Consider the following 25855-nt stretch of genomic DNA (forward strand, 5'->3'; position numbering starts at 1 on the left):
GTATCCCGCCGGCGCCGCCGCGCAAACCCCCCTTGTCCCGGGCGGTCCGGCCGCCGCCGCCGGCGGGCGGGCCGCGGCGGAGCGAGGCCCGGCAACTCGGCCTAGCGGTCCGCGAGCGCGAGGGTGGCGCGGGCGCGGTCGAGCATCGCCCGGTCCAGGAAGGTGCCGTCCGGGAGCGCGATCGCCCCCACGCCCGCGTCGGCCGCCTCGGCGACCCGGGCGAGCACGGTGCGGGCCCGGTCGACCTCGTCCGGGGTGGGCAGGAACGCGGCGCGGATGACCGGCAGCTGCGCCGGGTGGATCGCCGCCCGCCCGCAGAACCCCAGGGCGCGCCCCGCCGCGCAGGACGCCGCCAGCCCCTCCGGGTCCCCGACCCGCGGGTACACCGACATGGCCGGCGGCGGCAGTCCCGCCGCGCGGGCGGCGACCACCGTGCGCCCCCGGGCCCAGGCCAGCGCGGCGTCGCCGTCGGCCCGCAGGTCCGAGGACAGGTCGGCCTCGCCCAGGCCCAGGGACGCCACGGCCGGGGAGGCCGCCGCGATCTCGAAGGCCCGTTCCACGCCCAGCGCCGACTCCAGCAGCGGGTGCAGGGGGCGGCCCGGCAGGCGGGCGGCCAGGTCCCGCACCTGGTCCGGGGACTCCACCTTGGGCAGGCGGGCCCCGACGGCGGCGGGCAGGCCGGCGAGGGCCGCGAGGTCCCCGGCGTGCCAGGGGGTGTCCGGGTGGTTGATCCGCAGCTGCGTCGGCCGGTCGGCGCCGGCCAGCAGCCGCGCGGCCGCGGCCCGCGCCTCGTCCTTGCGGGCCGGGGCGACCGCGTCCTCCAGGTCGACGATCACCACGTCCGCGTCCGAGTCCAGCGCCCGCGCCACCCGGTCGGGCCGGTCGGCGGGCACGTACAGCCAGGTCAGCGGCGGCCTCATACCTGTCCCTTCGCCCGCAGTCCGGCGATCCGCTCCGGCGTGAAGCCGAGCTCGGCCAGCACCTCGTCGGTGTCGGCCCCGTGCGCCCGCCCGGTGAACCGGATGACGCCGTCGTTGCCCGACAGCCGGAACAGCGGCCCCTGCATGAGCATCGGCCCGAGTTCGGGGTCCTCGATCCGGTGGATCGTCCCCAGCTCCCGGAACTGGGGGTCGTCCACGATGTCGGACGCGTCGTACACCGGGGCGACCGCCGCCTGCGCCTCCTCGAAGGCCGCGACCACCTCGTCCCGGGTGCGGGCGGCGATCCAGCCGCCCACCGCCGCGTCGAGCACGTCGGCGTGCCGGGCCCGCTCGGCGCCGCTGCCGAACCAGGGCTCGTCGGCCAGCTCGGGCCGCCCCACCAGGCGGACCACCCGTTCGGCGATGGACTGCGCGGAGGTGGACACGGCCACCCACTTGCCGTCGCCGGTGCGGTAGGTGTTGCGCGGCGCGTTGTTGACCGACCGGTTCCCGGTGCGCGGCTGCACGGTGCCGAGCCGGTCCCAGCGGGTGATCTGCGGCCCCAGCATGGCGAGGATCGGCTCGATGATGGCCGTGTCCACGACCTGCCCGCGTCCGGTGCCCGCGCGGGCGGACAGCGCCACCATGACCGCGAACGCCGTGGCCAGGGAGGCGATGCCGTCGGCCAGCCCGAAGGGCGGCAGGGTGGGCGGCCCGTCGGGCTCGCCGGTCATCGCCGCGAACCCGCTCATGGCCTCGGCGAGGGTGCCGAAGCCCGGCCGGGTCCGGTAGGGCCCGACCTGCCCGAACCCGCTGACCCGGGCGAGCACCAGCCCGGGGTTGCGGGCGGACAGCTCCTCGTACCCCAGCCCCCAGCGTTCGAGGGTGCCCGGGCGGAAGTTCTCGATGACGACGTCGGAGCGCTCGGCCAGGGCCAGCAGTACCTCCCGGCCGCCCTCGGTGGACAGGTCGGCGGTGGCGGTCCGCTTGTTGCGCCCCAGGGTCTTCCACCACAGGTTCACCCCGTTCTCGGAGGCCCCGTGGGTGCGCGCCGGGTCCGGCCGCTCCGGGTGTTCGAGTTTGACCACGTCGGCGCCCATGTCCCCCAGGTGCAGCGCCGCCATCGGTCCGGCGAACAGGGTGGCGGCGTCGACGACGCGCAGCCCGGCGAGGGCCCCGCGCGCCGGGTCGCGTGAGACGGTCACCGCGCACCTCCCGGCAGGTCCCAGGCGCAGCGGAACCCGACGGTGGCCGAGCGCGCCTGTCCCAGGCCCGGCAGCAGCAGCTTGACGCTGTACTCCGGGCCGCGGCGCCCGCCCTCCACGTACCACTCCGACCCCTCGGCGGTGTGGTCGCTGCCGCCCTTGAGCATCACGAACCGGGTGCGCCCGTCGCTGTGCTCGCTCTCGGTCCAGTTCCACACGGCGGGCTCGCCGCGCAGCAGCGCCCCGGTCTCCCCGGCGAGCTGCCACTCGTCCTCGGTGGGCAGGCGGCCGCCCCGCCAGGCGCAGTAGGCCCGGGCGTCGTCGAGGTCGACGAAGGTCACCGGCCGGTCCAGCGTGCCGGGGGCGGGCCGACCGTCCCGCCAGTGCGCGAGGAACCGGTGCGGCAGGGCCGGGGTGTAGCCGGTGGCGTCCAGGAACTCGGCGAACTGCGCCTGGGTCACCTCGGTTGCGGCCACCGCGACGGGGGTGTCCAGCACGCCGTCGCGCTGGAGGACGCGGGCGTCGTGCAGGCGCGGGGGCAGCGGCTTCCACTCGTCGACGTAGGGCGCGCCCTGGTACATGCCGGTCTCGCGGGCCCGGTAGCGGACGGTCAGCGCGTAGGGGCCGGCCGGGACGACGGCGACGGCGCCGTCGGGGCCGCTCCCTCCCGCGGGGACCGCGGGCGCCGCCGGGGCGAGCCGGCGGGCGAGGCGGTGCCGGAACCGGGCGTCGGGTTCGTGCGGGCGCCGCCCCAGCTCGGCCAGCAGGCCGGGGAGCCATTCGGGAATGGGAGTGCCCTCGGCCACGTGCAGCAGGGCCGCGATCCCCCGGGCGGGGACGGCGGCGCGCCCGTCGGCCGACCGGCCGCCGCCGGTGAGGTCGAACAGCCTTCCGTCCGCGGGCGCCCCGGGGAGCACGGGCCCCTCGTGGTCGCGGTCGGAGGCGTTGGCCAGGGTCCACAGGGTGAGCCCGTCCCGCTCCCAGCGGGAGGCGTACACCCCGGCCCACTCGGCCGCGGGGTCCAGTTCCGCCAGCGGGGTCCACTCCCCCTCCAGCAGCAGGTCGCCGGCGGCGCGCTGGACGGCCGTCATGCGGGCGACGGTGGCCGCGTCGCGGCGGGACCAGCCGACCCACACCCCGAAGACCACCTCCCAGACCATGACGCCGACCCCGTTGAGCCAGGCCGACCGCAGCTCCTCGGTGTGGTCGCGGTGCCAGCGGCGCACGTGGTGCTGCATGTGGCGGCGCTCGTACCAGTGGGCCCGCAGCACCCCGGGCACCGGGGAGTCCGCGAAGAACTGCGCCCAGGAGGCGGAGTGGTCCTCGATCCGCTCCACCGCGAGCTTGGACTCGCCCTCCAGGACCACCCCGGGGCGGGCGGCCTCCAGCCGCTCCACCAGTTCGGGCTCGGCCTTCTTGAGCGTGTCCAGGAAGACGCCGTCGGCGTCCAGGTCGGCCACCAGCGAGGCCAGTTCGGTGACGTCGTCCGCGCCGCGGCGGGTGCCCACGTCCCAGGGGTTGTAGTCGACGAACACCCGCACCCCGGCGGCGTGCAGGTCGTCCACCAGGTCCCGCAGCCCGGGCACCTGCCGGTAGTGGTCCCACTGGTTGCGGTCGTCCAGGCCGATGACGGGGTAGGCGTGCCACAGGACGACGGCGTCCAGCCCGCCGAACCGCTCGCGCGCGTCGGCCAGGAACCGCCGGGGGGTGAACCGGCCCTCCTCGAAGGAGTACAGCAGCTCGTCCCACAGCCACACCTGCGCCACCGTGTGGCAGCGGGCCGCCCAGGCCGCCTCCGGGCGCGCGTACGCCGAGCCGTCGTAGGCGTGGCGGGCGCGCGCGTCCTCGCGCCAGGCGTGCAGGCGGGCCCGCCAGGCGGGGCGGTCGGCGACCCGTTCGGGGGCGGCGAAGATCTTGGCGTCGTCCAGCGCGACGAGCCGTTCGGGGGTGAGCTCGGCCGGGACCTCGGTGGGGCGGTCGATGGGGCGCGGGACGAGCGGGTCGAAGGTGTAGGTCATGCGGTCCTCGTGTCGTTCGTCGGACCCGGCGCGGGCCGGGCCGCGGCCAGGGCCGCCGTGCGTGCGGCCAGTTCGTCGATGCGCCGCTCCCCGCCGGGCAGCGAGGTGGCGATGCGTCCGTCCAGGGGGCGGGTCCACCGCCCGCCGATGCCGTCGACCCCGGACAGGGCGCCGACCACCCCGCCGACCGTGGCGGCGGCGGAGTCGGTGTCCCAGCCGGCGGTGACGGCGATCGACACGCTGGGGCCGAACTCCCCGCCCCCGCGGGCCAGGGCGTAGGAGATGACGGCGGCGTTGTTGAGCACGTGGACCCAGTGCAGGTCGCCGTAGGCGGCGTGCAGCCGGTCCAGGCCCGAGCGCACGTCGCCCTCGGCGGCGGCCTCCCGGCCCAGGCCCACCGCGGCGGCGATCCGGCTGCGCGGCGGCAGCACGGTCTGCGCGGCGTCCAGGACCTCCTCGACCGAGCCGGCGGTCATCGCCGCCGCGCCCAGCGCCGCCGCCCACATCGCCCCGTACACGCCGTTGCGGGTGTGGCTCAGCCGGGCGTCGGTCCAGGCCAGGCGGGCGGCCGTACGCACGTCGCCGGGGTGCGTCCAGCCGTACAGGTCGGTGCGGATGAGGGCGCCGATCCACTCGCGGAACGGGTTGTGGTGCGTGGCGGTCTCGGGGACGGGCCGGGCGTCGAGGATGTTGCGGTAGGCGGCCCGCTCGGCGGTGAACACCCGGCCCGCGGGCATGAGGTCGAGCCAGAGCGCGGCGACGTCGTCGGTGGTGAACCCGGGGCCGTGCCGCTCCAGGAGCTCCAGCGCGAGCATCGGGTAGTTGAGGTCGTCGTCCTCGGGCGTCCCGTCGATGTTCTCCTCCAGGGACGTGCCCGCGCTGCGCCGGTTCCACGGCCACCGGGCGGCCACGTCGGCGGGCAGGCCGACGGCGGTGAACCAGCGGTCCAGGGGCCAGCGGCCGGTGGCGCGCAGGATCTCCTCGATGCCCTCGCGGGGGATCTTCTCCACCGGTTTGCCCAGCAGGCAGCCCGCGGCGCGCCCGGTCCAGGCGCCGCGCACCCGTTCGGCGAGGCCGTCCCCGGGCGCGGGGAGCACCGGGGGCGGGGGCAGCAGTTCCTCGATCCGCTCCCACGGGTCGGGCTCGTGGTCGGCGGCCGGAGTCGGCAGCGCGTCCAGCTCGTCGAGCAGGGTGCGGGCCAGGGCCCGCAGCGGGGCGGGGGCCGGGGTCGGCCCGGCCCCGCTGACGACCGGTACGGGGTCGCCACCCGCCGCGGTCCAGCGGGCGAGGACCGCGCCGGTGTCGCGCCCCTCGGCCCGGGACTGGACGAGTTCGTGGGCGACCAGGTCCTCGGGCTGCGCCCAGGTGAGCCTCATGCCGCACCGTCCCCGGGGCCGTCGGCCGCGGCGGCCCCCGCCGCCGCGGCCGGGCCGGCGGGGTCCCCGCCGATCAGGGCGTCCATCCCGCGCAGCCGCGCCAGGGCGCGCTCGCGGTCGGCGCGCAGGATGTCGGCGGCGGCCGAGGCCATGAGGCGGCCGGTCGCACGGATGTCCATGCGGCTGGCCGCCTCGACCGCGTCGATCCACTCCGCAGGGACGGCGGCGGACCCGCCCAGCCCCGCGCAGACCGCACCGGCCATGACGGCGATCGAGTCGGCGTCCCTGCCGTAGTTGACCGCGGCGAGGACGGCGCCGCGGTAGTCGCCCCCGTGCCCGAGAAGCAGGCCCAGGGCGGCGGGGAGCTCTTCGATCGCCTTGGTCCGGGAGGGCCGCCGGGCGTCCCGGGACATCTGCCGGTAGTGCGGGCCCACCGAGTCGAAGGGCTCGACCGCGGCGCGCACCAGCCGGGCCAGTTCGCGCTCGCCCTCGTCGTCGGCGGGCGGACCGGCCCAGCCGTCCAGGGCCCGGACCACCGATTCCAGGGCGTCCCGGGTCCCGTCGTGGGCGACCTCCAGGGCGGCGGCGACCACGTCGTCCGCCGTCGCCCCGGGTGCCACCGCGGCGGCGACCATCGCGGCGAACACCCCGGCCGCCTCCCGCCCGTAGCTGGACTGGTGGGCGCCGGTGAGGTCGATCGCCTCGGCGTAGGCACCGCGCGGGTCCCCGGCGTTGGCCAGCCCCACCGGGGGCATGTACATGGCCGCGCCGCAGTTGACCACGTTGCCGACGCCCGCCTCCCGGGGGTCGACGTGCCCGTAGTGCAGCCGCGCCACGATCCACTTCTCGGCCAGGAACACCCGCTGGAGCAGCAGCGCCGTCGACTCCAGCTCGGGGATCCAGCGCGGTTCCCCGATCATCAGCGGGACGAGGTCCTCGGCCATCGCGTACGCGTCCAGGTGCGCGCGCCGCTCGGCGTAGACCTCCACGAGCGCCCGGGTCATCAGGGTGTCGTCGGTGATGTGCCCGTCGCCCTTGTGGTACGGCGCGATCGGGCGCGCGTCGCGCCAGTTCGGGTACCAGGGGCCGACGATGCCGGTGACCCGGCCGCCGTGGCGCTCCTCGATCTGCTCGGGGGTCCACCCCTCGGTGGCACCGCCCAGCGCGTCACCCACCGCGGCTCCGGTGATCACGGCCACCGCCCGGTCCTGCAGCCAGTCCACGACTTCTCGCCCTTCGTCCTCGGCTCTCGACTCTCCGTCCCCGCCCGACCGCTATCCGGTGATCTCCTCCCACCCCTCCTGGAGCTCGGCGCGCATCTGGTCGGAGTCCGTCTCCTGGGCGAGGAAGCGCTGGTAGGCGGGGGTGGCCACGGTGTCCTTCCACTGTGCGTAGGAGTCCACGAACAGGAACGGGGAGGACTCCAGGTAGTCGGCCGAGGCGAGGATCTGCTCCCAGCCGGGCTGGTCGTCCAGGGAGGAGGCCATGGCCTCGCGCGCGGACACGGTGGCCGGGATGAGGGAGTCGGCCTCGTTCAGCACCGCGAGGTTCTCGGTCGAGGTGAAGAACTCCAGGAACCGCGCGGCCTCCTCGACGTGCTCGGAGTCGACGTTGACCGACAGCGTCTGCGGGTTGGCCGTCTGCCAGGGGCCCGCGGGGCCCTCCAGCGGGGGCAGCACCACCCAGTCGAGGTCCTCGGGGGCGTCGGCGGCGATGTTGGTCGCCTGGAAGGAGCCCTGGACCGTCATGGCCACCTCGCCGGCGTAGAACGAGGCGAGCACCTCGGAGCCGGACTGGGAGAGGCCGACCGGGAGCATGGTCCCGTCCTCGTGCGCCATGGTCCCGACCAGTTCGGGCAGGGCCATCTCGCCCTCCCCCAGCACCAGTTCGGCGTCGGCGCCGGTGCCGTCGAAGAACGTGCCGCCGAACGACGGGGCCATGGACATGAACACGGCGGTGGGGCTGCCCAGCCCCCAGCCCAGGCCGTACCGGTCGCCGGAGGTCGTCTTCTGCGCGATCTCGCGCAGCTCGTCCCAGGTCATGGTCTCCCCGTCGGGGACCTCCACCCCGGCATCCTCCAGGATGCCGCGGTTGGCGAAGACCACGTAGGACTGCATCTCGGTCGGGTAGGCGACGACCTGCCCGTCGACCGTCACCGCGTCCAGGACGCCGGCGGGGATGTCCACGCGGGTCGCGTCGGACATGTGGTCCGACAGGTCGGCGAGGTAGCCGTCCACCGCGAAGGGGACGATCCCGGCGGCCTCGTAGTGGATGATGTCCGGCGCGGCGCCGCCGTTGAACTGGGTGATCAGCTTGTCGTAGATCCCGTCCCAGCCCGCGGGCACGATCTCGACCTGGACGTCGGGGTTCGCCTCGTTCCATTCCCGGACGATGTTCTCGGTGGCCTCGATGGCGGCGGGCTGGTCGGAGAGCGACTGGAACTGGAGCGTCACCGGCCCGCCGTCGCCCCCGTCCCCTCCTCCGCAGGCGGTGAGGAGCAGCATCGCGGCCGGGACGGCGGCGATGGACGCGGCTCGGGTGTTCATTCGGGGGTTCCTTTCCTCGGGGGTGGGTGCGGCGGAGTCCGCGCGGGGTCAGCCCTTGACGGCGCCGGCCATCAGCCCGCCGGTGAGTTTCCGCTGCATGAGGGAGAAGAAGACGATGCTCGGGACGGCGGCCAGCACCGATCCCGCGGCCAGCGGCCCCAGCGCCACCTTGCCCTCGCCGCCGATGAACATCTTCAGCGTGATGGGCAGGGTGTAGTTCTCCGGCGACTGGAGCAGCACGAGGGCGAAGAAGAACTCGTTCCAGGAGGACACGAACGCGAACATGGCCGTGGCGGCGACCCCCGGGACCAGCAGGGGCAGGACGACCAGCCGCAGCACGTCCAGGCGTCCGGCCCCGTCCACGGAGCCCGCCTCCTCCAGGTCGACGGGGATCGCGGACACGTACCCCTGGAGCATCCACAGCGCGAACGGCAGCGTGTAGGTCGTGTGGACCAGGATCAGGCCGCCCAGGCTGTCGGTGAGGCCCAGGGTCCGCAGGATCAGGAACAGCGGCAGGATGATGAGGATGACCGGGAAGACCTGGCTGACCAGGATCCAGCCGACCCCCGCGCCGCGGACCGCGCCCTTGAGCCGGGCCAGGACGTAGGACGCGGGCAGGGCGATGAGGACGACCAGGCCCGTGGAGGCCAGGGCGACCAGCAGGCTGTTGCCCGCGGAGCGGACCAGCCCCTGGCGTTCCAGGGCCCGGGCGTAGTTGTCCCAGCGCCATTCGCCGGGCAGCAGGGACACGGTGAGCGAGTTGAGCTCGGCGGACGACTTCAGCGACGCCGAGATCAGCCACAGCAGCGGGAAGCCCAGGAAGACGATGTACGCGGCCAGGGCGAGGTACTGGGCGGGACGGACGAGGGTTCGCACGGGTCAGCCCACCTTGCCTTCGCGGTCTTCGCGGAACTGCGACCACAGGTAGAGGGCCAGCAGCAGGACCACCACAACGACGAGCACCACGCCCATGGCCGCGGCGTAGCCGATGTTGCGGTTCTTGAACGCCTCCAGGTACGTGAACAGCATCGGCAGCATGGTCCGGCCACCGGGCCCGCCCTCGGTGAGCACGTACACCAGCGAGAACGAGTTGAAGTTCCAGATGAAGTTCAGCGAGGTGATGGAGGCGATGATGGGGCGCAGGCTCGGCAGGGTCACCCCGGTGAATCGGCGCCAGGGGCCGGCGCCGTCCATGGCGGCGGCCTCGTACAGCTCGCCCGGGATCTGCTGGAGCCCGGCGAGCAGGGTGACGGTGGTCTGCGGCATGCCGACCCAGACCCCGACGACGATGACGGCGGGCAGCGCCGTGGAGAAGTCCGCCAGCCAGTTGATGTCGTCGGGCAGTCCGATCGCGCCCAGGGCCGCGTTGAGGGGGCCCGCGTTGGGCGAGTAGATCATCTGCCACATGATCGCCACGACGACCGGCGGCATCGCCCAGGGGATGAGCGCCAGGACCCGGGTGAGCCCCTGGAGGCGCAGTCCGGAGTCGAGCAGCAGGGCCAGGCCCATCCCGGCGGCGAGCTGGAGCAGGGTCACCGACACGGCCCACACCATGCCGATGCGGAACGACTCCCAGAAGAAGCCGTTGTCCAGCAGGCGCACGAAGTTGTCGAAGCCGACCGGGTCGTAGTCGGGCCTGCGCACGAGGCGGGCGTCGGTGAAGGCCAGGCCGAGGCCGACGACCAGCGGGGCGACGCTGAGCACGAGGATCGGCAGCAGCGAGGGCATGACCAGGGCGGCCGCCTCGCGGCGGCGGGCGCGGGCCATGCCGCCGGGGCGCGGTGCCGGGCGGCGTCCGGCGGGGCCGGGCCGGGTGCGGGTGCCGCCGGAGGCGGTCGGCATGGGGGTCCTCACGAGTCCCCCTCGGTGTCGGCGGTCCCGCGGTTCCCGGCGGTCCCGGGCGCTTCGGCGTCACCGGCGCCGGTGACGGAGGTCGACTCGCGGACGATGAGCCGGGGGCCCACCCGGATCTGCCGGGTGCCCTCCTCGCGGCCCTCGGCCAGGTCGAGCATGATCCGGGCGGCGGAGCGGCCGCGTTCGGCCGAGCCCAGGGAGACGCTGGTCAGGGTCGGCTGGAAGACCCGTCCGAACTCCGTGTCGTCCATGCCGGTCACGGCGAGGTCCTCGGGGACCGACAGGCCCCGCTCCCGGGCGGCGCGGATGGCGGCGATCGCCAGCAGGTCGTTGGCGGCGACCACCGCGTCGAGGGGGTCCCCGGCCTCGGCGGCGCCGTCCAGCAGGCGCCGGGCCGCGACCACGCCCGCGGCGACGGTGAAGTCCCCGGCCACCTCGACGGCGGGGCGCGGGGCGTCCTCGTCGTCGGCGGTGGCCATGTCGAAGCCGCGCTGGCGGGCCTCGCCGGGGGTGGTGTCCAGGGGGCCGTTGAGGAAGCCGATGCGGCGGCGGCCGATCCTGCGCAGGTGCAGGACCGCCTGGCCGATACCGGCGGCGGAGTCGGTGGAGACCGAGTCGATGCCGTGGGCGTCGAGCTGGCGGCCGACGACGACCACGGGCACGTCGCGCTGCTGGAGGGCGTCGATGAGCCGGTCGTCGGTGCGCAGCGGCACGAGGATCATGCCGTCGACGAACCCGCCGCTGAGGCTGCGGACCAGCTCGGTGGTGGACTCCGTGGTGCCGCCGGTGGACATGACGACGACGCGGTACCCGTGCGGGGCGAGCACCTCGTGGATCGCGGTCATCATCTCGACGTAGACCGGGTTGCCGATGTCGGCGACGGCGAAGGCGATCTGGAAGGTCTTCTTCATGCGCAGCGAGCGCCCGATCGCGTCGGGGCTGTAGCCGAGCTCCTCGGCCGCCGCGCGCACCCGTTCGACCATGGCGGCGCTGGCGCCGCTCCCGTGCAGCGCACGGGAGGTGGAGGCCAGGGAGACCCCCGCCCGTTCCGCCACCTGGATCAGGGTGGCCCGTGAAGAGGTCATCGAAGCTCCAGTCACGATCCGCCGAGGAGAGTGAAAACGTTTCCAGGCCGACCGTAGGGAGACGCAGGCCACACTGGAAACGTTTCCAGGAAGCTACATCCGCCGCCTTCGCCACGTCAAGTCCGATGTGTACACAGAAAGGTCCCGGATCCGGGGCGGCCCGGAGGCCCCGGGCTCAGAGGTGTTCGGGCAGGCCGAAGCGCCGGAAGAGCGAGGTGTCGAAGAACATCGCCGTGTGCCGCACGCCGCCGGGCGCCAGGTCCAGCACCTTGAGCCCGAACGCCCGGTGCACGCCCTCCCCGTCGCGCATGTACAGCCCGAACCCGGCCTGCCCGTTGGCCTCGACCGGCACCAGCACCATGTCGCCCGCGGCCGAGGCCGGGCAGTGCACGGAGATCAGCTCCGCGATGTGCGCGGCCCCCTGGACCCAGGTGCGGAACGGCGGCATCTCGAACACCGCGTCCTCGGTGAACACGGCGGTGATGGCCGAGACGTCGTAGGTCTCGAACGCCGCCACGTAGCGGGCCAGGATCGCCTTGGCCTCGGCCGGCTCGACGATCTCCTCCTCCACCGGGGCGTTGCGGGACAGCTGCGCCCGGGCCCGCTGGAGCAGGCTGTTGACCGCCGGGACGGAGGTCTCCAGGATGTCGGCGACCTCGGCCGCGGACAGCCGCAGCACGTCGCGCAGGACCAGCACGGCGCGCTGGCGCGGCTGGAGGTACTGGAGCGCGGCCACCAGGGCCAGGCGCACCCCGGTGCGGGCGGCGACCACGCTGCCCGGGTCGTCGGCGCCGACCAGGGAGTCGGGCACCGGCTCCAGCCAGGGCACCTCGGGGCCGTCGGCCAGCTCGGCCGACGGGTCGGCGGCGGGCCCGCCCAGCCCGGTGGGCAGGGGCCGCCGCCGACGGCGCTCCAGTGCGGTGAGGCAGGCCGTGGTGGCGATGCGGTGCAGCCAGGTGCGCAGGCTCGACCGGCCCTCGAAGCCGTCGTAGGCCTTCCACGCGCGCAGGTACGTCTCCTGCACCAGGTCCTCGGCGTCGTGCACCGAGCCGAGCATCCGGTAGCAGTGGGCGTACAGCTCGCGCCGGTAGGGGTCGGCGAGCCTGGCGAAGTCCTGGTCGGTCGTCTGTTCCACCACGACCGACACGCTACGCCTCCTGTATGACAGAAACCACGTTCCCGGCCGGGTCGGTGAACCACGCGACCGAGGGCGTGCCGTGCGCGATCCCCTTCTCGTCCTGGTCGAACCCCTCGTAGCGCAGGGTCCGCACACCGCGGCGGGCCAGTTCGTCCACCACGGCCCCGATGTCGTCCACGACCAGGTTGAGGACCGTGTAGGTGGCGGGCACGTGGTCGGGCTTGGGGTAGACGAGGATCGCCCGCCCGTCGCCCAGGCCGATCTGGACGAGCCCCTCCTCCTCCATGCCCTCGACCGGCCGCACGTCCAGTCCCAGGGTGCCCCCGTAGAACTCGCGCGCCTTTGCGGTGTCCGGCACCGCGAAGGACCCGAAGGCCCGGCTGCCGTCGAACATGTCCCCTCCTAGGAATCGGTCTCGGTCGCGGCCATGGCCGCGCGGTCCGCTTCGCCGAGCTGGATGATCTGGACGTAGTTGCCGTCGGGGTCGGCGGCGGTGGCGAACAGGCTGCCGCCGCGGTCCTCCAGCGGCGCGATCCACGAGGTACCCAGCCGGTCCATGCGCGCGGCGACGGCGCGGGCGTCGTCCACGTCGAAGTTGATGATCATGCGGGCGGCGTCGGCGGCCTCGGGGCCGACGTCGTCGCGGCGGTCGATGAGCAGGTGGAAGCGGCCGAACCGCAGCACCCGGTAGGAGTCGACGTCGTCGTCGGAGTGGGGCTCCAGGGCCGCGGCGTACCAGTCGTGCAGGCGGTCGGGGTCGGTGCTGGCGAGCAGCATGCTGTCGAGGTTGGCCATGGTCTCTCCCGGGAAGTGTGCGAGCGGGTCCTAGTCGTTCACCCGTACCGACCCGTCCGGGGCCCCGGACTCATCGGGTGCGGCGGGTTTCTCCGGGACGCGCAGCAGGACCAGGGCGGCGGCGCCGAAGACGGCCATGGCGACGGCGCCGATGCCCCCGGCCAGGTTGAGCCCGGCGGTGAACGCCTCACGGGCCGGGCCGAGCAGGGCCGCGGCGAGGTCGTCGGGCAGGGTGCGGGCGGTGTCGACGGCCTGGGCCAGGGAGCCCGCGGCCGCGTCGGGGACCCCCTCGGGCAGGGTGAACCCGGCGCGGTAGACGGCGGCGGAGAGGCTGCCGATGAGCGCGATGCCCAGGGCGATGCCGAGTTCGCCGCTGGTCTCGGACATGGAGGCGGCGGCGCCGGCGCGTTCGGCGGGGGCCGAGCCGATGACGATGTCGGCGACCAGGGCGGCGCCGGGGCCCAGCCCGACCGAGGCGAGCAGCAGCCCGGCCATGACGGGGAGCTCCCCGTCCTGGGCGGGCGCCAGGGCCAGCACGGCGAACCCGGCCGCGGTGACGAACATGCCGCCGCCGATCACGGTGGCGCGGCCGATCCGGGCGGCCAGGGGCGGGGCCGCCAGGGTGGCGGCGATCATCGCCAGCGACGGGGGCACCAGCCACAGTCCGGCGGTGAGCGGCGGGTACCCGGCGACGAGCTGGAAGTACTGGCTGATGAGCAGGAAGGTCCCGCCCATGGCCAGGGCCCCGGCCGCCATCACGGCCAGGGCGGCGCCGAAGGCGGGCGCGCGGAACAGGCGCAGGTCCAGCAGCGGGTCGTCCAGGCGGAGCTGGCGGCGGACGAACAGCGTCCCCGCGGCCAGTCCGGCGGCGACGGTGAGCAGGGGGACGGCCGGGGCGTGGCCGTCGGCGAGCGTCTTGAGGCCGTGGACGACGGGCAGCACGGCGGCCAGGGACAGGGCGACGCTGGTGAGGTCGAGGCGGCCGGGGTGGTCGGCGCGCTGTTCGGGCAGCAGCAGCGGCCCGCACACCAGGAGCAGCACCATCACGGGCACCCCGAGCAGGAACACCGACCCCCACCAGAACCAGTGCAGGAGCACCCCGCCGACCATGGGGCCGATGGCGGTGCCGCCCATGAAGCAGGCGCTCCAGACGGCGATGGCGGCGGCCCGGTGGCGCGGGTCGGGGAACATGCCGCCGATGAGGCCGAGGGTGGAGGGCATGAGGGTGGCCCCGGCGACGCCCATGAGGGCGCGGGTGGCGATGAGGACCTCGATGGTGGGCGCGAACGCGGCGACGGCGGAGGCCGCGCCGAAGGCGGCGGCGCCGACGAGCAGGAGCCGGCGGCGGCCGATGCGGTCTCCCAGGGTGCCCATCGTGACGAGGAACCCGGCGACCATGAAGCCGTAGGCGTCCACCGCCCACAGCAGCTGCGGCCCGGTGGGGGCCAGGTCGGCGGCCAGGTGGGGCAGCGCCAGGTACAGGACGCTCATGTCGATCGAGAGCAGCAGGGTGGGCAGGGCCAGCACGGCCAGGCCGAACAGGGCCCGCCGGTCGGGGCGGGCCGCGGGCGCGGGCGCGGCGGGTTCGGGTTCGGTCACGGGGTCCTCCGGTCCGGACGGGATCGTTCACACGTACGGACCCGGGAGGGCCGCGGAACTCATCGCGCCGCACCGGCGGATCTCCGCCCGCACCCGCGGGGGCCGGTCAGGCCGGGCGGTCCGCCCGGGCCCGGGCCTGGTGGCGGGCGGCCTTGGCGCGGTTGCCGCACCCCGCCATGGAGCACCAGCGGCGGGTGCCGTTCTTGGAGGTGTCGAAGAAGTACAGGACGCAGTCGGGGTGGCCGCAGCGGCGGATGCGGTCGGGGGCCCGGAGCAGGTCGAGGTAGTCGGCCGCCGCGGCCCAGGCGGGCCCCCAGGAGGGGTCGTCGAGGTCGACGGCGGTGTCGGGGCCCTGGCGGCCCAGGAGCCGGCGCACGCTGCCGTGGGCCAGGGCCTCGTTGAGCCCGGCGGCCGCCGCGGGGGATCCGGGTTCGGCCACGAGTTCGGCGAGGGCGTCCCGGACGCGCAGGAGGGGCGGCAGGAAGGCCTCGTCGGCGGGGAAGCGGTCGGTGAGGCCGTTGTCGGCGAGCCACCGCTCCAGGCCGCCGGGGACCCGGAGGAGGTCGTGGTCGACCCCGCCCGCGATCCACCGGGTGTTGAGCAGGTCCATGGCGAGCGGTTCGCCCCGGAGCGGTCGGTCGAACACCGGTCCCGCACCCCCTTCCTCCGTCGGCGGGCCCGTGGCTGGAGCCCGCGGTGGCCGGATGCTACCAGCCACCTGCGATAACCACCTAAATGGATTTTACCGGTTGACTCCGGCTGCGACTAACCCCTAAATTTCCTTTCAACGGTTAGACCGGCGAACCAAGGAGAACCGACATGGCACCGACCGCCCTCACCACCGGGCATGTGGGCCTGAACGTCACCGACCTCGGCCGCTCCCGCGACTTCTACGTGCGGGTCTTCGGCTTCGAGGTCCTGGGAGAGGGCGACGAGAAGGGGCGCGAGTTCGCCTTCCTCGGACGGGAGGGGAGGCTGCTCCTCACCCTGTGGCGGCAGGCGGACGGGCCCTTCGACCGCGCCTCCTCCGGCCTGCACCACCTGTCCTTCCAGGTGGAGGACATCGAGGAGGTCCGGGCCGCCGAGGGCGTGCTGCTGGACCTGGCCGTGGAGTTCGCCTACGACGGCGTGGTCCCCCACGGCGAGGGCGCCGCCTCCGGCGGGATCTTCTTCCACGACCCGGACGGGATCCGCCTGGAGATCTACGCCCCCTCCGGGGCCGGGACCGCCCCCGCCCCCGCCGGCGCAGCGCCCACCTGCGGCTTCTTCTAGAGGACACCCGACGGCGGGCGCCCCGTGCGCCCGCCGCACCGGCCGCGCCACGACCACTCGGACCACAGGAGGGACCATGGGAACCCGCTACCACCCCGGCGAGCGCGCCGTCCAGGAACGGGCGGGGCTGGCCGACCAGGCCGCCTTCTCCGACGGGGCGATCCGCACGGAGATCCCCGACGTCGCCGCCGCGTTCCTCGCCGAGCGGACCTGGCTGGCGGTCGGAGCCGTCGACGGCGGCGGTGACCCGTGGTGCTCCCTGCTCGGCGGACCGCCCGGCTTCCTGCGCGTCACCGGCCCGCGCACCCTGGAGGTGGACGCCCTGCCCGGGGCGGGCGACCCCCTGGACGGGCCGCTCGGGCGCTCCCCCGCCCGCATCGGGCTCCTGGCCGTCGATCCCGCGACCCGGCGGCGGATGCGGATCAACGGGGCCGCCCACCCGCGCCCGGGAGGGCTACGCGTCACGACCGACCAGGTCTACTCCAACTGCCCCAAGTACATCCAGAAGCGCGTCCCGCGCCCGGTGCCGGCCGGCCGGCGGGGCACGCCCGCCGCCGGGGACCGCCTGACCCCGGAGCAGCGGGACCTGGTGGGCTCCGCCGACACCTTCTTCATCGCCACCGCGGCCTCCGGGGGCGACGCCGACGCCAACCACCGCGGCGGCTCGCCGGGGTTCGTGCGGGTCCACTCCCCCGGCCGGCTCTCCTGGCCCGACTACGCGGGCAACGCCATGTTCAACACCCTGGGCAACCTGTGGGGGCGGCCGCGGGCGGGTCTGCTGTTCCCGGACTGGGAGACGGGCGCGGTCCTCCAGCTCACCGGCACCGCGCGCATCCACTGGGACGGCACCGACCGCACCGTCGAGTTCGGGGTCGAGCGCACCGTGTCCACTCCCGGCGCGGGCCTGCTGTCCCCCGGCTCCCCCCTGTACTCCAAGTTCAACCCGCCGGTCACCCCGGCCGCCCCGAACGGAGACCCCCGATGAGGATCCACGTCGACCGCGCCGCCTGCGACGACAACGGCCGCTGTGTCTTCGCCGCCCCCGACGTCTTCTCCTTCGACGACGACGAGAACCTCGTGTACGACCCCGCCCCTCCCCTCGGGCGGTCCGCCGCCGTCCTGCGGGCGGCCGCGGACTGCCCGCTCCGGGCCATCACGGTCGAGGGGGCCGGGGAGTGAGCGGCGGCCCCGGCCCGGTCGTGGTCGTCGGGGCCGGCCTGGCCGGGCTGCGGGCCGCGACCGCCCTGCGCGACCTGGGGTACGCGGGCGGCCTGACCCTCGTCGGCGACGAGCCCCATCCCCCCTACGACCGTCCGCCGCTGTCCAAGGAAGTGCTGACCGGGCGGCTGCCGGCGGCCGCCGCCGAACTCCCGCTCCCCTCCGGCCTGGACGCGCGCCTGGTCCTGGGGCGTGCCGCCGTCCGGCTGGACCGGGCCGCCCGCACCGTCGTGCTGGACGACGGGACCCCGCTGCGGTACGGCGGGCTGGTGGTCGCCACCGGCGCCTCGGCCGCCCCGTGGCCCGGCCCGGGCGTCCCCCCGGAGCGGGGCGTGCACCTGCTGCGCGGGCGCCGCGACGCGGTCGCGCTGCGCGGGGCCCTGCTCGCGGGAGGGCCCGTGCTGGTGGCCGGCGGGGGCTTCCTGGGCTGCGAGGTCGCCTCGGCGGCCCGGTCGATGGGGCTCCCGGTCACTCTGGTGGACCCGGCCGGGTCCCCCCTCGAAGCGGCTGTCGGCCCGGCGGCCGGGTCCTTCATGGCCGCCGTGCAGGCCGACGCGGGGGTCGACCTGCGTATGGGCGCCACCGTGGCGGAACTCCCGGACCACCGGGGGTCCGCCCTGCTGTCGGACGGGACCCGGGTGGCGGCCCGCACCGTCGTGCTCGCCCTGGGCGCCCGCCCCAACACGGCGTGGCTGCGCGGCTCCGGGCTCGGCCTGGACCCGGTCAGCGGAGCGCTGCTGTGCGACGGCCGCAGGAGGGCGCTGGACCACCGCGGCTCGCCCGTTCCGGGGATCGTGGCCCTCGGGGACGCGGCGGCGGCACCACACCCCTTCCCCGGCCCGGGGGCGCCCGCGCACCTCGCGCTCGGGCACTGGAGCGAGGCGGTCGACCACGCCGCCACGGCCGCGGCGGCCCTGCTGGGCGGGGCACCGCCGCGGGAGCCGGGGGTCCCGTCCTTCTGGTCCGACCAGTTCGGGCTGCGCATCCGGTCGGTGGGGGTGCCCCGGGCCGCGGACACGGCCGAGGTCCTCGAACACGACCTCCCGAACCGGCGCCTGGAGGTCGTCTACCGCCGGGGAGGCCGGACGGTCGGCGCGCTGACCGTCGGCCGGACCTCCCGGCTGGCCGCCCACCGCCGGCGGATCGCCCGGGGTCTCGCGGGTCAAGAAGTGTCGACCGATTCCGGGATCGCCGTTGACAGACAGGCGTGACCTGCGTTGATAGCGTCGAGCGGTCGGCCGGCCACCGGACGTGTCCAACGGTGCGCCCGGCCCCGCCGAACCGCCGACAGGCAGGAGAACACCCGATGCGAGCCGTGGTCTTCGAGAACTACGAGCAGTTCCCGTCGCTGACCGACGTCCCGAGGCCGAAGCCGGGCCCGGGCGAGGTGCTGCTGCGGGTGGCGGGCGCGGGCGCCTGCCACTCCGACGTGAGCGTCTACCGGCACTTCAAGGAGGGCTCCCCCGGCGCGCAGAAGCCGCCGTTCGTGCTGGGGCACGAGAACTCGGGCTGGGTGGAGGAGCTCGGCGAGGGCGTGAGCGACCGTGTCAGGACCGGCGACGCCTACCTCGTGTACGGGCCGATCGGCTGCGGCCACTGCCGCAAGTGCGCGCGCGGCCAGGACACCTACTGCGAGAACGCCGCGACCATGCCCTATCTGGCCACAGGCCTGGGCCGCGACGGCGGCATGGCCGAGTTCCTGACGGTCCCCGAGCACCACCTGGTGCCGCTGGGCGACGCCGACCCGGTGGACGCCGCCCCGCTGTCGGACGCCGGGCTCACGCCCTACCACGCGATCAAGCAGGCGCTGCCGCACCTGGCGGGCGGCGGCCGGCACGCCCTGGTGATCGGCCTGGGCGGGCTGGGGCAGATCGGCGTGCAGATCCTCAAGGCGCTGACCGGGGCGACGGTGATCGCCACCGACGTCAAGCCCCAGGCCCTGGCCCGGGCGGAGGAGAACGGCGCGGTGACCGTCGCGGGCGGCGACCGGCAGGTGGAGCAGATCCGCGAGATCACCGGCGGCCGGGGCGTGGACGCGGCGTTCGACTTCGTCGGCATCACCCCGACGATCGCGACGGCGACGGCGACCGTCGCCCAGGGCGGGCGGGTGACGGTGGTCGGCATCGCGGGCGGCACCCACGAGTTCTCGTTCTTCACCAACCCCTACGAGTCCTACGTCACCAACACCTACTGGGGGACGGTGGAGGACCTGTGGGAGGTCGTGGACATGTACCGGGCCGGGCAGATCCGCCCGGAGGTGGAGCGGTTCGGCATGGAGGACGCCCTGGAGGCGTACCGGCGGCTGGAGGCCGGGGAGATCTCCGGCCGCGCCGTGGTGGTGCCCCACGCGGGGTGACCCGCGCGCCGAACGCCCGGACCCGTGGGGGTCCGGGCGTTTTCGTACGCGCACCGGTCTCGGTAGAGTGCGCCCGACCGATACCGGGCCGGGAAGGCGGAACAGGTGGATCTGGGAATCGCGGGCAGGACCGCGCTGGTGACGGCGGCGAGTTCGGGGCTGGGGCGGGCGATCGCCGTGGCCCTGGCGGCCGAGGGTGTGAACGTGGCGGTGACCGGGCGCGACAAGGAGCGGCTGACCAGGACCGTGGAGGACTGCGACGCCCACGGGACGTCGGCCCTGTCGGTGGAGTGGGACCTGGCCGACCACGGCCGCGCCGAGGAGGTGGCCGCGTACGTGGGCGACCGGCTGGGGCCGGTGGACATCCTGGTCAACAACACCGGCGGCCCGCCGCCCACCCCGGCGCTGGGCCAGGAGCCCGGCCTGTGGGAGGACATGTACGGGGCGATGGTGCTGCCGGTGATCCGGCTGACGGACGCCGTGATCGGCGGGATGCGCGAACGCGGCTGGGGCCGGGTCATCACGAGCACCTCGGCCGGGCCGATCGCGCCCATCCCGAACCTGGGGGTGTCCAACACGCTGCGGGCGTCGCTGCACTCCTGGTCCAAGACGGTGTCGGGCGAGGTGGCCGCGGACGGGGTGACGGTGAACGTCATCGTCCCGGGCCGGATCACCACCGCCCGCACGGACTCCCTGGACCGGGCGCGCGCCGAGCGGGAGGGGCGCACCGTGGAGGAGGTCGAGCGCGAGGCCGCGGCGACGATCCCCGTGGGCCGGTACGGCCGGGCCGAGGAGTACGGAGCTGTGGCGGCGTTCCTGGCGAGCGCGCAGGCGGCCTACGTGACAGGGTCGGTCATCCGGGTGGACGGCGGGGCGATCCCCACCGTCTGACCCGGGCGCGGCCGCCCCGGCCCCGCCGGGGCGGCCGCGCACCGGTCTTCCCGTCACCGCCTCCGGGACCGGTGCCTCGCGGGGTCCGCGGGTCCGGGCGGTTCAGGGACAGCGGGGAGGGCGGGGAGGGCGGGGCACGAAGGCGCTGGTGCGGGCCTCGTACTCGGCCCAGCCGGGGCGCCCGCGCATGTGCTCGTCCAGCAGGCGCTGCCCCGAGCCGCGGGTGAGGAGGTAGGTCATCACCAGCGGGGCGGGCAGGGCGAGCAGGGTCCAGGGACCGCCCGAGGCCGCGACGAGGAACAGCCCCCACCACACGCAGGCGTCGCCGAAGTAGTTGGGGTGGCGGGTCCACGCCCACAGGCCCCGGTCCATGACCCGGCCCCGGTTGGCCGGGTCGCGGCGGAAGGCGGCCAACTGGGCGTCGCCCGCCGTCTCGAAGGCGAACCCGAGCAGCCACAGGGCGGCGCCCGCCGCCGCCCACCAGCCGAGCGGTCCCGGCGCGTGCGCGGCGAACTGGAGCGGAAGCGAGACCAGCCAGACCAGCGCGCCCTGGAGCAGGTACACGACGCGCAGCGCGTACAGGTCACGGTCCCCGGGGGCGCGGGAGAGCAGGCGCTCGTAGCGCGGATCCTCGCCCGAGCCCCGGGAGCGCAGGCCGATGTGGACGGCCAGCCGGGTGCCCCACACCGCCGTCAGGGCGAGCAGCAGCGCGGGGCGCAGCGGGTCCCCGGTGGCGGTGGCCAGGCAGACCGCCGCCACGAGGACGAACGCCGGTCCCCAGGCGAAGTCGACGACGCTGTGCCGGCCCAGCCGCCGCCCGGCGGCGAAGGCCGCGAGCATGAGCAGGAGCACCGCCGCCGCGGACAGGGCCGAGGTCAGGGCCAGGGCGGCGGGGTTCACGCCGTCCCCTCTCCGGGACCGGGCCGGCGCGCGGAGATCTGGTGGACGCCCATCCGCCCCTCCTCGAACGCCAGAGCGCCGCCCGCCAGGTACAGCCGCCAGGTCCGCGCGGCCTCCTCCCCGGCCAGCGCCACCAGGTCGTCGTAGCGCCGCTCCAGCTCCGCCGACCACGCGCGGGCGGTGCGCACGTAGTGCTCGCGCATCGAGCGCACCCCGGTCACCTCCAGGCCGGCGTCCTCGATGAGGCCCACCGTCTCGCCCAGGGGGCGCATGTACATGTCGGGGGCGATGTAGCGCTCGATGAACGGGCCGCCGCCGGGGTGGTCGCCCCCGCGGGACATCTGCTGGACCAGCAGCCGGCCCCCCGGCCGCAGCAGGGACCGCAGCCGCCGGGCGAACGGCGCGTACTCGTCCCGGCCCACATGCTCGCCCATCTCGATGGCCGCCACGGCGTCGAACCCGCCCCGGTCGATGTCGCGGTAGTGGCGCAGCCCCACCTCGACCCGGTCGTGGAGGCCCTCGTCGCGGACCCGCGCGGCGACGTGGTCGCGCTGGGCCGCCGACAGGGTCACCGCGGTCACGTGCGCGCCGAAGCGGCGGGCGGCGTACAGGGTGAGCGAGCCCCACCCGCAGCCGACGTCGAGCAGGCGCGCACCCTCCCGCAGCCCCAGCTCCCGGCAGACCAGGTCGAGCTTGGCACGCTGGGCGTCGGCGAGGGTGGCGTGGGGGTCGTCGTCGGGCCAGTAGGCGCAGGAGTAGGCCATGGTCTCGTCCAGCAGCAGGGAGTAGACGGCGTTGCCCGCGTCGTAGTGGTGCGAGATGGCGGCCGCGTCGCGCTCGCGGGAGTGTGTGCGCCCCCGGAGCCGGGCCTCGCCGCGCGGGCGCGGCGGCGGGGCGCCGACGGCTCCCACGGCCAGCAGCGCACGGGCCGCCCCCGCCCACTCGCCGGGTCCGGGCGGGGAGGCGCGGTGGCGGCGGACCGCGGCGCCGACCCGGCGCAGCGCGTCGGTGAGGTCGCCCTCCACGTCCAGGGCGCCGCTGACGTAGGCGCGGGCCAGGCCGAGCTCGCCGGGGCGGGTCACCGCGTACCGCAGGGCGTCGCGGTCGCGCAGGACGGCGACGGGCGCGTCGGCCGGACCGGCCTCGCTGCCGTCCCAGGCGCGCAGGCGCACCGGCGGGTGGCCGTCGAAGAACGCGGCGAGCACCGGGGCGAGGAAGTGGGCGACGCCGCGCGGCCGGCCGCGGCGGGCGGCGGGGGCGCTCATCCGGCACGCTCCATGACGATCTGCTCCACGTCGATGATCCCGGAGCGGAACCCGGCCTCGCAGTAGGCGAGGTAGAAGTCCCACATGCGCTGGAAGACGGGGTCGAAGCCGAGCCCGGCCACCCGGTCCGCGGCGGCGTCGAAGGAGCGCCTCCACACCAGGAGGGTGTCGGCGTAGTCCGCGCCGAACGCGTGCCGGTCGACCACCCGCAGGGACGTGCGGTCGCGCACCTGCCGCTCGATGGCGGCCACGGAGGGGATGAGCCCGCCGGGGAAGACGTACTTGTGCATCCAGGTGTAGGAGTGCCGGGAGGCCCGCATCAGCCGGTGGTCCATGGTGATGGACTGGATGCCGACCCGGCCTCCGGGGCGTACCAGCCGGTTCAGGGCGGAGAAGTAGGCCGACCAGTAGTGCTCGCCGACGGCCTCGATCATCTCCACGCTGATCACGGCGTCGTACTCGCCGTCCACGTCGCGGTAGTCGAGCAGCAGGACGTCGGCGGCGCCGTCCGCCCCGGCCTCGGCCAGCCGCCGCACGGCCAGGTCCCGCTGCTCGGCGGAGAGGGTGACGGTGGTGACGCGGGCACCGCGCCGGGCCGCCCGCAGCGCCAGGGACCCCCACCCGGTGCCGATCTCCAGCAGGGTGGTGCCGGGACCGGCTCCCACGGCGTCCAGGAGGCGGTCGATCTTGCGTTCCTGGGCGGCCGCCAGGGTGTCCGGGTCGCGCGGGCCGGGTCCGTCGAACAGCGCCGCGGAGTACGTCATGGTGCGGTCCAGGAACAGCGCGAAGAGGTCGTTGGACAGGTCGTAGTGGTGGCCGATGTTGCGGCGGGCCGCCTCCCGGGTGTTGCGCTCGCCCCGGCCCCGGCGCGGCAGGGTGATGTGGCGCAGGGGTCGCAGGGGGCGCGGGACCAGGTCCGTGTAGTGCTCGGCCAGCCGGGTGAGCAGGGCCACCGGGTCCGGGGAGTCCCACTCGCCCGCCATGTAGGACTCGCCCAACCCGATGAGCCCGCCCGCGCCCAGTCTGCGGTGGAACGCCTCGGGGTCGCGCAGGCACAGGACGGGGGTGCCGGTGCCCGGGTCCCGGACGGCGGCGGGGTCCTCGGTGATCCGCACCCCCGCGCGGCGCGCGGCGTGGCGGGCCAGGGCGCGTGCGGCGGCGGCGCGCAGGCGGGACCGGGGCACCCGGGCGACGTCGGGCCAGCGGCGTGCGTCGACGGCGGCGGGCGGCGCCGGGGGCGGGGTCGTGGTGGTCATGGTCGTGCACCTGTCTTCTCGTGTGCGGTGGTGTCGTGGTGGTCCGGCCTCGGGTGGACCGGGACTCCGCGCAGGTAGAGGCCGATGCCCCGGGTGCGGATGCGGGCCGCGCCCACGAGGGGGGCGAGCGGGCGGCGCAGGGCCAGGCGGAGCAGGGAGGCGGGGGTGGCCGGGACGCGGCGGCCCCGCACCGAGGCGGCGAAGGGGGGAGCCCCGCCGGTGTGGAGCGTGACGGTGAGGGAGAGCCGCTCCCCCGGCTCGGGCAGGGCCAGGCGGTAGGTCCCGTCGACCCCGTGGAACGGGGAGACGTACATGGCCTTGGCGGTCTCCGCCCGCCCGCGCGCGTCCACGTCGAGGAGGTAGCGGTGGCGGTCGCCGTAGGTGTTGTGCACCTCGGCGACGACGCGGGCGAGGGTGCCGTCGCGGCGGTGGCACCAGTAGACGGTCAGCGGGTCGAAGGCGTACCCGAGGACCCGGGCGTGGCCGAGGACGAGGACCGGCCCTCCGTCCAGGGGGGCGCCCGCCCCGGCCAGGTACTCCTCCAGGTCTGCTCGGGAGGCCCGGTGGCCGAAGCCCGCCAGGGGGCGCAGCGGCCACGGGAGCCGCGGCGGGTGGTCGAGGTCGGTCAGCCAGTAGTAGGTCCGGTGCGCGAAGGCGGAGCGGACCGGGGCCGCGCGGACGTGCCGGACGACGGCCTCGTAGAGGGCGGGCGCCGCGGGGGCGCTCACCAGGTCACCCCCAGGCTCTCGGCGGCGCGGACCCCGGAGGCGCAGCCGTCCTCGTGGAAGCCCCAGCCGTGGTGGGCGCCGGCGAAGGCGACGGTCCCGTCGTTCAGGTCGGGCAGGCGGTGCTGCGCGGCCAGTGCCGCGGGTGTGTACACCGGGTGCTCGTAGTCCATCTCCGCCAGGACCAGGCGGGGGTCGACGCGCCCGTCGTCGTTGAGGGTGACCAGGTGGCGGCGCCGGCCGGGCAGGTGCTGGAGCCGGTTCATGTCGTAGCTGACGCGGACGGCCCCGGCGTCGGGGTCGCAGGAGGGCAGCCGGTGGTTCCAGCTCGCCCGGACCACGGGGTCGCGGGGCAGCACGGAGGTGTCGGTGTGCAGCAGGGTCCGGTTGCGGGAGTAGCGGAACGCGCCCAGCACCGCGCGCTCGTCGGGGGTGGGCCGCTCCAGCAGGGACAGCGCCCGGTCGGCGTGGACCGCGACGACGGCCGCGTCGAACTCCAGGACGTCGCCGCCCGCCCGCAGGCGGACCCCGCCCGGGCGGCGCTCCAGCGAACGGACGGGTGCCCCGGTGCGGACCACGTCGAGGTTCTTGGCGATCCGCTCCACGTAGGAGCGCGAGCCGCCGGCGACCGTCCGCCACCGGGGGGAGCCCCAGACGCCGAGCATCCCGTGGTTCGCCAGGAAGGCGAACAGGTACCGGGCGGGGTAGTCCAGTGCGGTGCCGGGAGGGCAGGACCACACCGCCGACACCAGGGGCACCAGGAAGTGCGCCACGGTGTGGCGGCTCAGGGAGCCGTCGGCGGCGAACTCCCCCAGCGTGGGTCCCGGGCCGTGGTCCGGGGCGGCCAGCAGGGCACGGGCGGCGCGGTGGAATCGGGGGATCTCGACGAGCATCCGCAGGTGGGCGGCGCCGGCGCGGGATCCGGTGGGCAGCAGGGCGCGGGCTCCGCGCGAACCCGCGTACTCCAGGCCGCAGCCGTCGCAGGACACCGAGAGGCTCATCTCGGCGGGCCGGGTCTCCACGCCCAGCTCGTCGAAGAGCCGGACCAGGTGGGGGTAGGTGCGGCGGTTGTGGACGATGAAGCCGCTGTCCACGGAGAGCTCGCCGCCGTCCTCCCCGGTGAGCCGGTGGGTGTGGGCGTGGCCGCCCAGGCGGTCGTCGGCCTCCAGCAGGGTGACCTCGGCCCGCTCGCGCAGGATGTGCGCGGCGGTCAGCCCGGAGACCCCGGAGCCGATCACGGCGATACGGCGGCGGTGGGTGTGCCTGTCCTGGACCACACGTGTCCCTTCGGTGGGGGCTGGTACCGGGTATTCGGGCCCGGCCCGGCCGCGGATGGGCGGCGGCACCGGAAAATACTGTGACCTGCGCCACAGGGCCGCGAGAGCACCGGAACAGGAGCGGTTCTGGACAGCGAGGGGGTCGCGGCGGCACCGTGG

Annotated in this window: 25 protein-coding genes; 6 read left to right on the forward strand and 19 right to left on the reverse strand. The window is 75.4% G+C overall.

Annotated features, from left to right (window positions below):
* Window positions 1–101: 101 nt before the first annotated feature.
* The 14 genes from KGD84_RS22150 to KGD84_RS22215 all read right to left on the reverse strand — a co-directional run bounded on the left by KGD84_RS22150 (window position 102) and on the right by KGD84_RS22215 (window position 15182).
* Window positions 102–920, reverse strand: a complete 819-nt coding sequence (locus KGD84_RS22150) for an HpcH/HpaI aldolase/citrate lyase family protein (protein ID WP_220562302.1) — start codon at window positions 918–920, stop codon at window positions 102–104.
* Window positions 917–2125: a CaiB/BaiF CoA transferase family protein gene (locus KGD84_RS22155; RefSeq protein ID WP_260697146.1), complete on the reverse strand. Its 1209-nt coding sequence runs from the start codon at window positions 2123–2125 to the stop codon at window positions 917–919. The genes KGD84_RS22150 and KGD84_RS22155 overlap by 4 nt, the downstream gene beginning before the upstream one ends.
* On the reverse strand, window positions 2122–4143 hold the full coding sequence (locus KGD84_RS22160) for an SUMF1/EgtB/PvdO family nonheme iron enzyme (protein WP_220562303.1): 2022 nt from the start codon (window positions 4141–4143) through the stop codon (window positions 2122–2124). Before KGD84_RS22160 ends, KGD84_RS22155 begins: the two co-directional genes overlap by 4 nt.
* On the reverse strand, window positions 4140–5519 hold the full coding sequence (locus KGD84_RS22165) for an ADP-ribosylglycohydrolase family protein (RefSeq protein ID WP_220562304.1): 1380 nt from the start codon (window positions 5517–5519) through the stop codon (window positions 4140–4142). Before KGD84_RS22165 ends, KGD84_RS22160 begins: the two co-directional genes overlap by 4 nt.
* The gene (locus KGD84_RS22170) at window positions 5516–6742 is read right to left on the reverse strand and encodes an ADP-ribosylglycohydrolase family protein (RefSeq protein WP_220562306.1); all 1227 of its coding nucleotides are present in this window, start codon (window positions 6740–6742) and stop codon (window positions 5516–5518) included. The genes KGD84_RS22165 and KGD84_RS22170 overlap by 4 nt, the downstream gene beginning before the upstream one ends.
* Before the next feature lie 51 nt (window positions 6743–6793).
* The gene (locus KGD84_RS22175; RefSeq protein WP_220562308.1) at window positions 6794–8065 is read right to left on the reverse strand and encodes an ABC transporter substrate-binding protein; all 1272 of its coding nucleotides are present in this window, start codon (window positions 8063–8065) and stop codon (window positions 6794–6796) included.
* Window positions 8066–8113: 48 nt separating this feature from the next.
* Window positions 8114–8941, reverse strand: a complete 828-nt coding sequence (locus KGD84_RS22180; protein ID WP_220562310.1) for a carbohydrate ABC transporter permease — start codon at window positions 8939–8941, stop codon at window positions 8114–8116.
* A gap of 3 nt (window positions 8942–8944) precedes the next feature.
* Complete coding sequence (locus tag KGD84_RS22185) at window positions 8945–9907, reverse strand: carbohydrate ABC transporter permease (RefSeq protein ID WP_220562311.1); 963 nt, start codon at window positions 9905–9907, stop codon at window positions 8945–8947.
* Window positions 9908–9915: 8 nt separating this feature from the next.
* Window positions 9916–11004 carry a LacI family DNA-binding transcriptional regulator gene (locus KGD84_RS22190; RefSeq protein ID WP_220562313.1) on the reverse strand — a complete coding sequence of 363 codons (1089 nt, stop codon included), beginning with the start codon at window positions 11002–11004 and terminating at the stop codon, window positions 9916–9918.
* Between the two features lie 175 nt (window positions 11005–11179).
* The gene (locus KGD84_RS22195) at window positions 11180–12151 is read right to left on the reverse strand and encodes a sigma-70 family RNA polymerase sigma factor (protein WP_220562314.1); all 972 of its coding nucleotides are present in this window, start codon (window positions 12149–12151) and stop codon (window positions 11180–11182) included.
* Window position 12152: 1 nt separating this feature from the next.
* A complete protein-coding gene (locus KGD84_RS22200) occupies window positions 12153–12536 on the reverse strand; it encodes a VOC family protein (protein WP_220562315.1) in 384 nt (127 codons plus the stop codon).
* Between the two features lie 8 nt (window positions 12537–12544).
* Window positions 12545–12937 carry a VOC family protein gene (locus KGD84_RS22205; protein WP_220562317.1) on the reverse strand — a complete coding sequence of 131 codons (393 nt, stop codon included), beginning with the start codon at window positions 12935–12937 and terminating at the stop codon, window positions 12545–12547.
* 30 nt (window positions 12938–12967) lie between these two features.
* Entirely contained in the window at window positions 12968–14536 is a 1569-nt protein-coding gene (locus KGD84_RS22210; protein WP_370634560.1) for an MFS transporter, read from the reverse strand.
* Window positions 14537–14642: 106 nt separating this feature from the next.
* Entirely contained in the window at window positions 14643–15182 is a 540-nt protein-coding gene (locus tag KGD84_RS22215; protein WP_338151185.1) for a CGNR zinc finger domain-containing protein, read from the reverse strand.
* A gap of 173 nt (window positions 15183–15355) precedes the next feature.
* Here KGD84_RS22215 and KGD84_RS22220 point away from each other — a divergent pair, with 173 nt between their 5' ends.
* The 6 genes from KGD84_RS22220 to KGD84_RS22245 all read left to right on the forward strand — a co-directional run bounded on the left by KGD84_RS22220 (window position 15356) and on the right by KGD84_RS22245 (window position 20273).
* Window positions 15356–15808: a VOC family protein gene (locus tag KGD84_RS22220; RefSeq protein ID WP_220562318.1), complete on the forward strand. Its 453-nt coding sequence runs from the start codon at window positions 15356–15358 to the stop codon at window positions 15806–15808.
* Window positions 15809–15884: 76 nt separating this feature from the next.
* Entirely contained in the window at window positions 15885–16793 is a 909-nt protein-coding gene (locus tag KGD84_RS22225) for a pyridoxamine 5'-phosphate oxidase family protein (RefSeq protein ID WP_220562319.1), read from the forward strand.
* Window positions 16790–16987, forward strand: coding sequence for a ferredoxin (locus tag KGD84_RS22230; RefSeq protein ID WP_220562320.1), 198 nt, complete (start codon window positions 16790–16792; stop codon window positions 16985–16987). The genes KGD84_RS22225 and KGD84_RS22230 overlap by 4 nt, the downstream gene beginning before the upstream one ends.
* A complete protein-coding gene (locus tag KGD84_RS22235) occupies window positions 16984–18237 on the forward strand; it encodes an NAD(P)/FAD-dependent oxidoreductase (RefSeq protein WP_220562321.1) in 1254 nt (417 codons plus the stop codon). Before KGD84_RS22230 ends, KGD84_RS22235 begins: the two co-directional genes overlap by 4 nt.
* Before the next feature lie 95 nt (window positions 18238–18332).
* Window positions 18333–19382, forward strand: a complete 1050-nt coding sequence (locus tag KGD84_RS22240; RefSeq protein ID WP_220562322.1) for an NAD(P)-dependent alcohol dehydrogenase — start codon at window positions 18333–18335, stop codon at window positions 19380–19382.
* A gap of 105 nt (window positions 19383–19487) precedes the next feature.
* Window positions 19488–20273: an SDR family oxidoreductase gene (locus tag KGD84_RS22245; RefSeq protein WP_220562323.1), complete on the forward strand. Its 786-nt coding sequence runs from the start codon at window positions 19488–19490 to the stop codon at window positions 20271–20273.
* 102 nt (window positions 20274–20375) lie between these two features.
* On the opposite strand, the gene KGD84_RS22250 is transcribed toward KGD84_RS22245, so the two are convergent.
* The 5 genes from KGD84_RS22250 to KGD84_RS22270 are packed head-to-tail and all read right to left on the reverse strand — an operon-like array spanning window position 20376 to window position 25696.
* Window positions 20376–21113, reverse strand: a complete 738-nt coding sequence (locus tag KGD84_RS22250; RefSeq protein WP_420910380.1) for a DUF1295 domain-containing protein — start codon at window positions 21111–21113, stop codon at window positions 20376–20378.
* A 56-nt stretch (window positions 21114–21169) separates the two neighbouring features.
* Window positions 21170–22438, reverse strand: coding sequence for an SAM-dependent methyltransferase (locus KGD84_RS22255; RefSeq protein ID WP_220562324.1), 1269 nt, complete (start codon window positions 22436–22438; stop codon window positions 21170–21172).
* Window positions 22435–23694, reverse strand: coding sequence for an SAM-dependent methyltransferase (locus KGD84_RS22260; protein ID WP_220562325.1), 1260 nt, complete (start codon window positions 23692–23694; stop codon window positions 22435–22437). Before KGD84_RS22260 ends, KGD84_RS22255 begins: the two co-directional genes overlap by 4 nt.
* Window positions 23691–24422, reverse strand: coding sequence for a DUF1365 domain-containing protein (locus tag KGD84_RS22265; protein ID WP_220562327.1), 732 nt, complete (start codon window positions 24420–24422; stop codon window positions 23691–23693). The genes KGD84_RS22260 and KGD84_RS22265 overlap by 4 nt, the downstream gene beginning before the upstream one ends.
* Window positions 24419–25696: an NAD(P)/FAD-dependent oxidoreductase gene (locus KGD84_RS22270; RefSeq protein WP_220562328.1), complete on the reverse strand. Its 1278-nt coding sequence runs from the start codon at window positions 25694–25696 to the stop codon at window positions 24419–24421. The genes KGD84_RS22265 and KGD84_RS22270 overlap by 4 nt, the downstream gene beginning before the upstream one ends.
* Between the last annotated feature and the right edge of the window lie 159 nt (window positions 25697–25855).

It is taken from the genome of Nocardiopsis changdeensis, assembly GCF_018316655.1.
Lineage (GTDB): Bacteria > Actinomycetota > Actinomycetes > Streptosporangiales > Streptosporangiaceae > Nocardiopsis > Nocardiopsis changdeensis.

What these genes read in the sequence shown, in the direction of transcription:
- KGD84_RS22150 (WP_220562302.1), bottom strand. Translation starts at nt 920, where the DNA reads ATGAGGCCGCCGCTGACCTGGCTGTACGTGCCCGCCGACCGGCCCGAC.
- KGD84_RS22160 (WP_220562303.1), bottom strand. Translation starts at nt 4,143, where the DNA reads ATGACCTACACCTTCGACCCGCTCGTCCCGCGCCCCATCGACCGCCCC.
- KGD84_RS22165 (WP_220562304.1), bottom strand. Translation starts at nt 5,519, where the DNA reads ATGAGGCTCACCTGGGCGCAGCCCGAGGACCTGGTCGCCCACGAACTC.
- KGD84_RS22175 (WP_220562308.1), bottom strand. Translation starts at nt 8,065, where the DNA reads ATGAACACCCGAGCCGCGTCCATCGCCGCCGTCCCGGCCGCGATGCTG.
- KGD84_RS22185 (WP_220562311.1), bottom strand. Translation starts at nt 9,907, where the DNA reads ATGCCGACCGCCTCCGGCGGCACCCGCACCCGGCCCGGCCCCGCCGGA.
- KGD84_RS22190 (WP_220562313.1), bottom strand. Translation starts at nt 11,004, where the DNA reads ATGACCTCTTCACGGGCCACCCTGATCCAGGTGGCGGAACGGGCGGGG.
- KGD84_RS22200 (WP_220562315.1), bottom strand. Translation starts at nt 12,536, where the DNA reads ATGTTCGACGGCAGCCGGGCCTTCGGGTCCTTCGCGGTGCCGGACACC.
- KGD84_RS22205 (WP_220562317.1), bottom strand. Translation starts at nt 12,937, where the DNA reads ATGGCCAACCTCGACAGCATGCTGCTCGCCAGCACCGACCCCGACCGC.
- KGD84_RS22220 (WP_220562318.1), top strand. Translation starts at nt 15,356, where the DNA reads ATGGCACCGACCGCCCTCACCACCGGGCATGTGGGCCTGAACGTCACC.
- KGD84_RS22225 (WP_220562319.1), top strand. Translation starts at nt 15,885, where the DNA reads ATGGGAACCCGCTACCACCCCGGCGAGCGCGCCGTCCAGGAACGGGCG.
- KGD84_RS22230 (WP_220562320.1), top strand. Translation starts at nt 16,790, where the DNA reads ATGAGGATCCACGTCGACCGCGCCGCCTGCGACGACAACGGCCGCTGT.
- KGD84_RS22240 (WP_220562322.1), top strand. Translation starts at nt 18,333, where the DNA reads ATGCGAGCCGTGGTCTTCGAGAACTACGAGCAGTTCCCGTCGCTGACC.
- KGD84_RS22250 (WP_420910380.1), bottom strand. Translation starts at nt 21,113, where the DNA reads ATGCTCGCGGCCTTCGCCGCCGGGCGGCGGCTGGGCCGGCACAGCGTC.
- KGD84_RS22255 (WP_220562324.1), bottom strand. Translation starts at nt 22,438, where the DNA reads ATGAGCGCCCCCGCCGCCCGCCGCGGCCGGCCGCGCGGCGTCGCCCAC.
- KGD84_RS22260 (WP_220562325.1), bottom strand. Translation starts at nt 23,694, where the DNA reads ATGACCACCACGACCCCGCCCCCGGCGCCGCCCGCCGCCGTCGACGCA.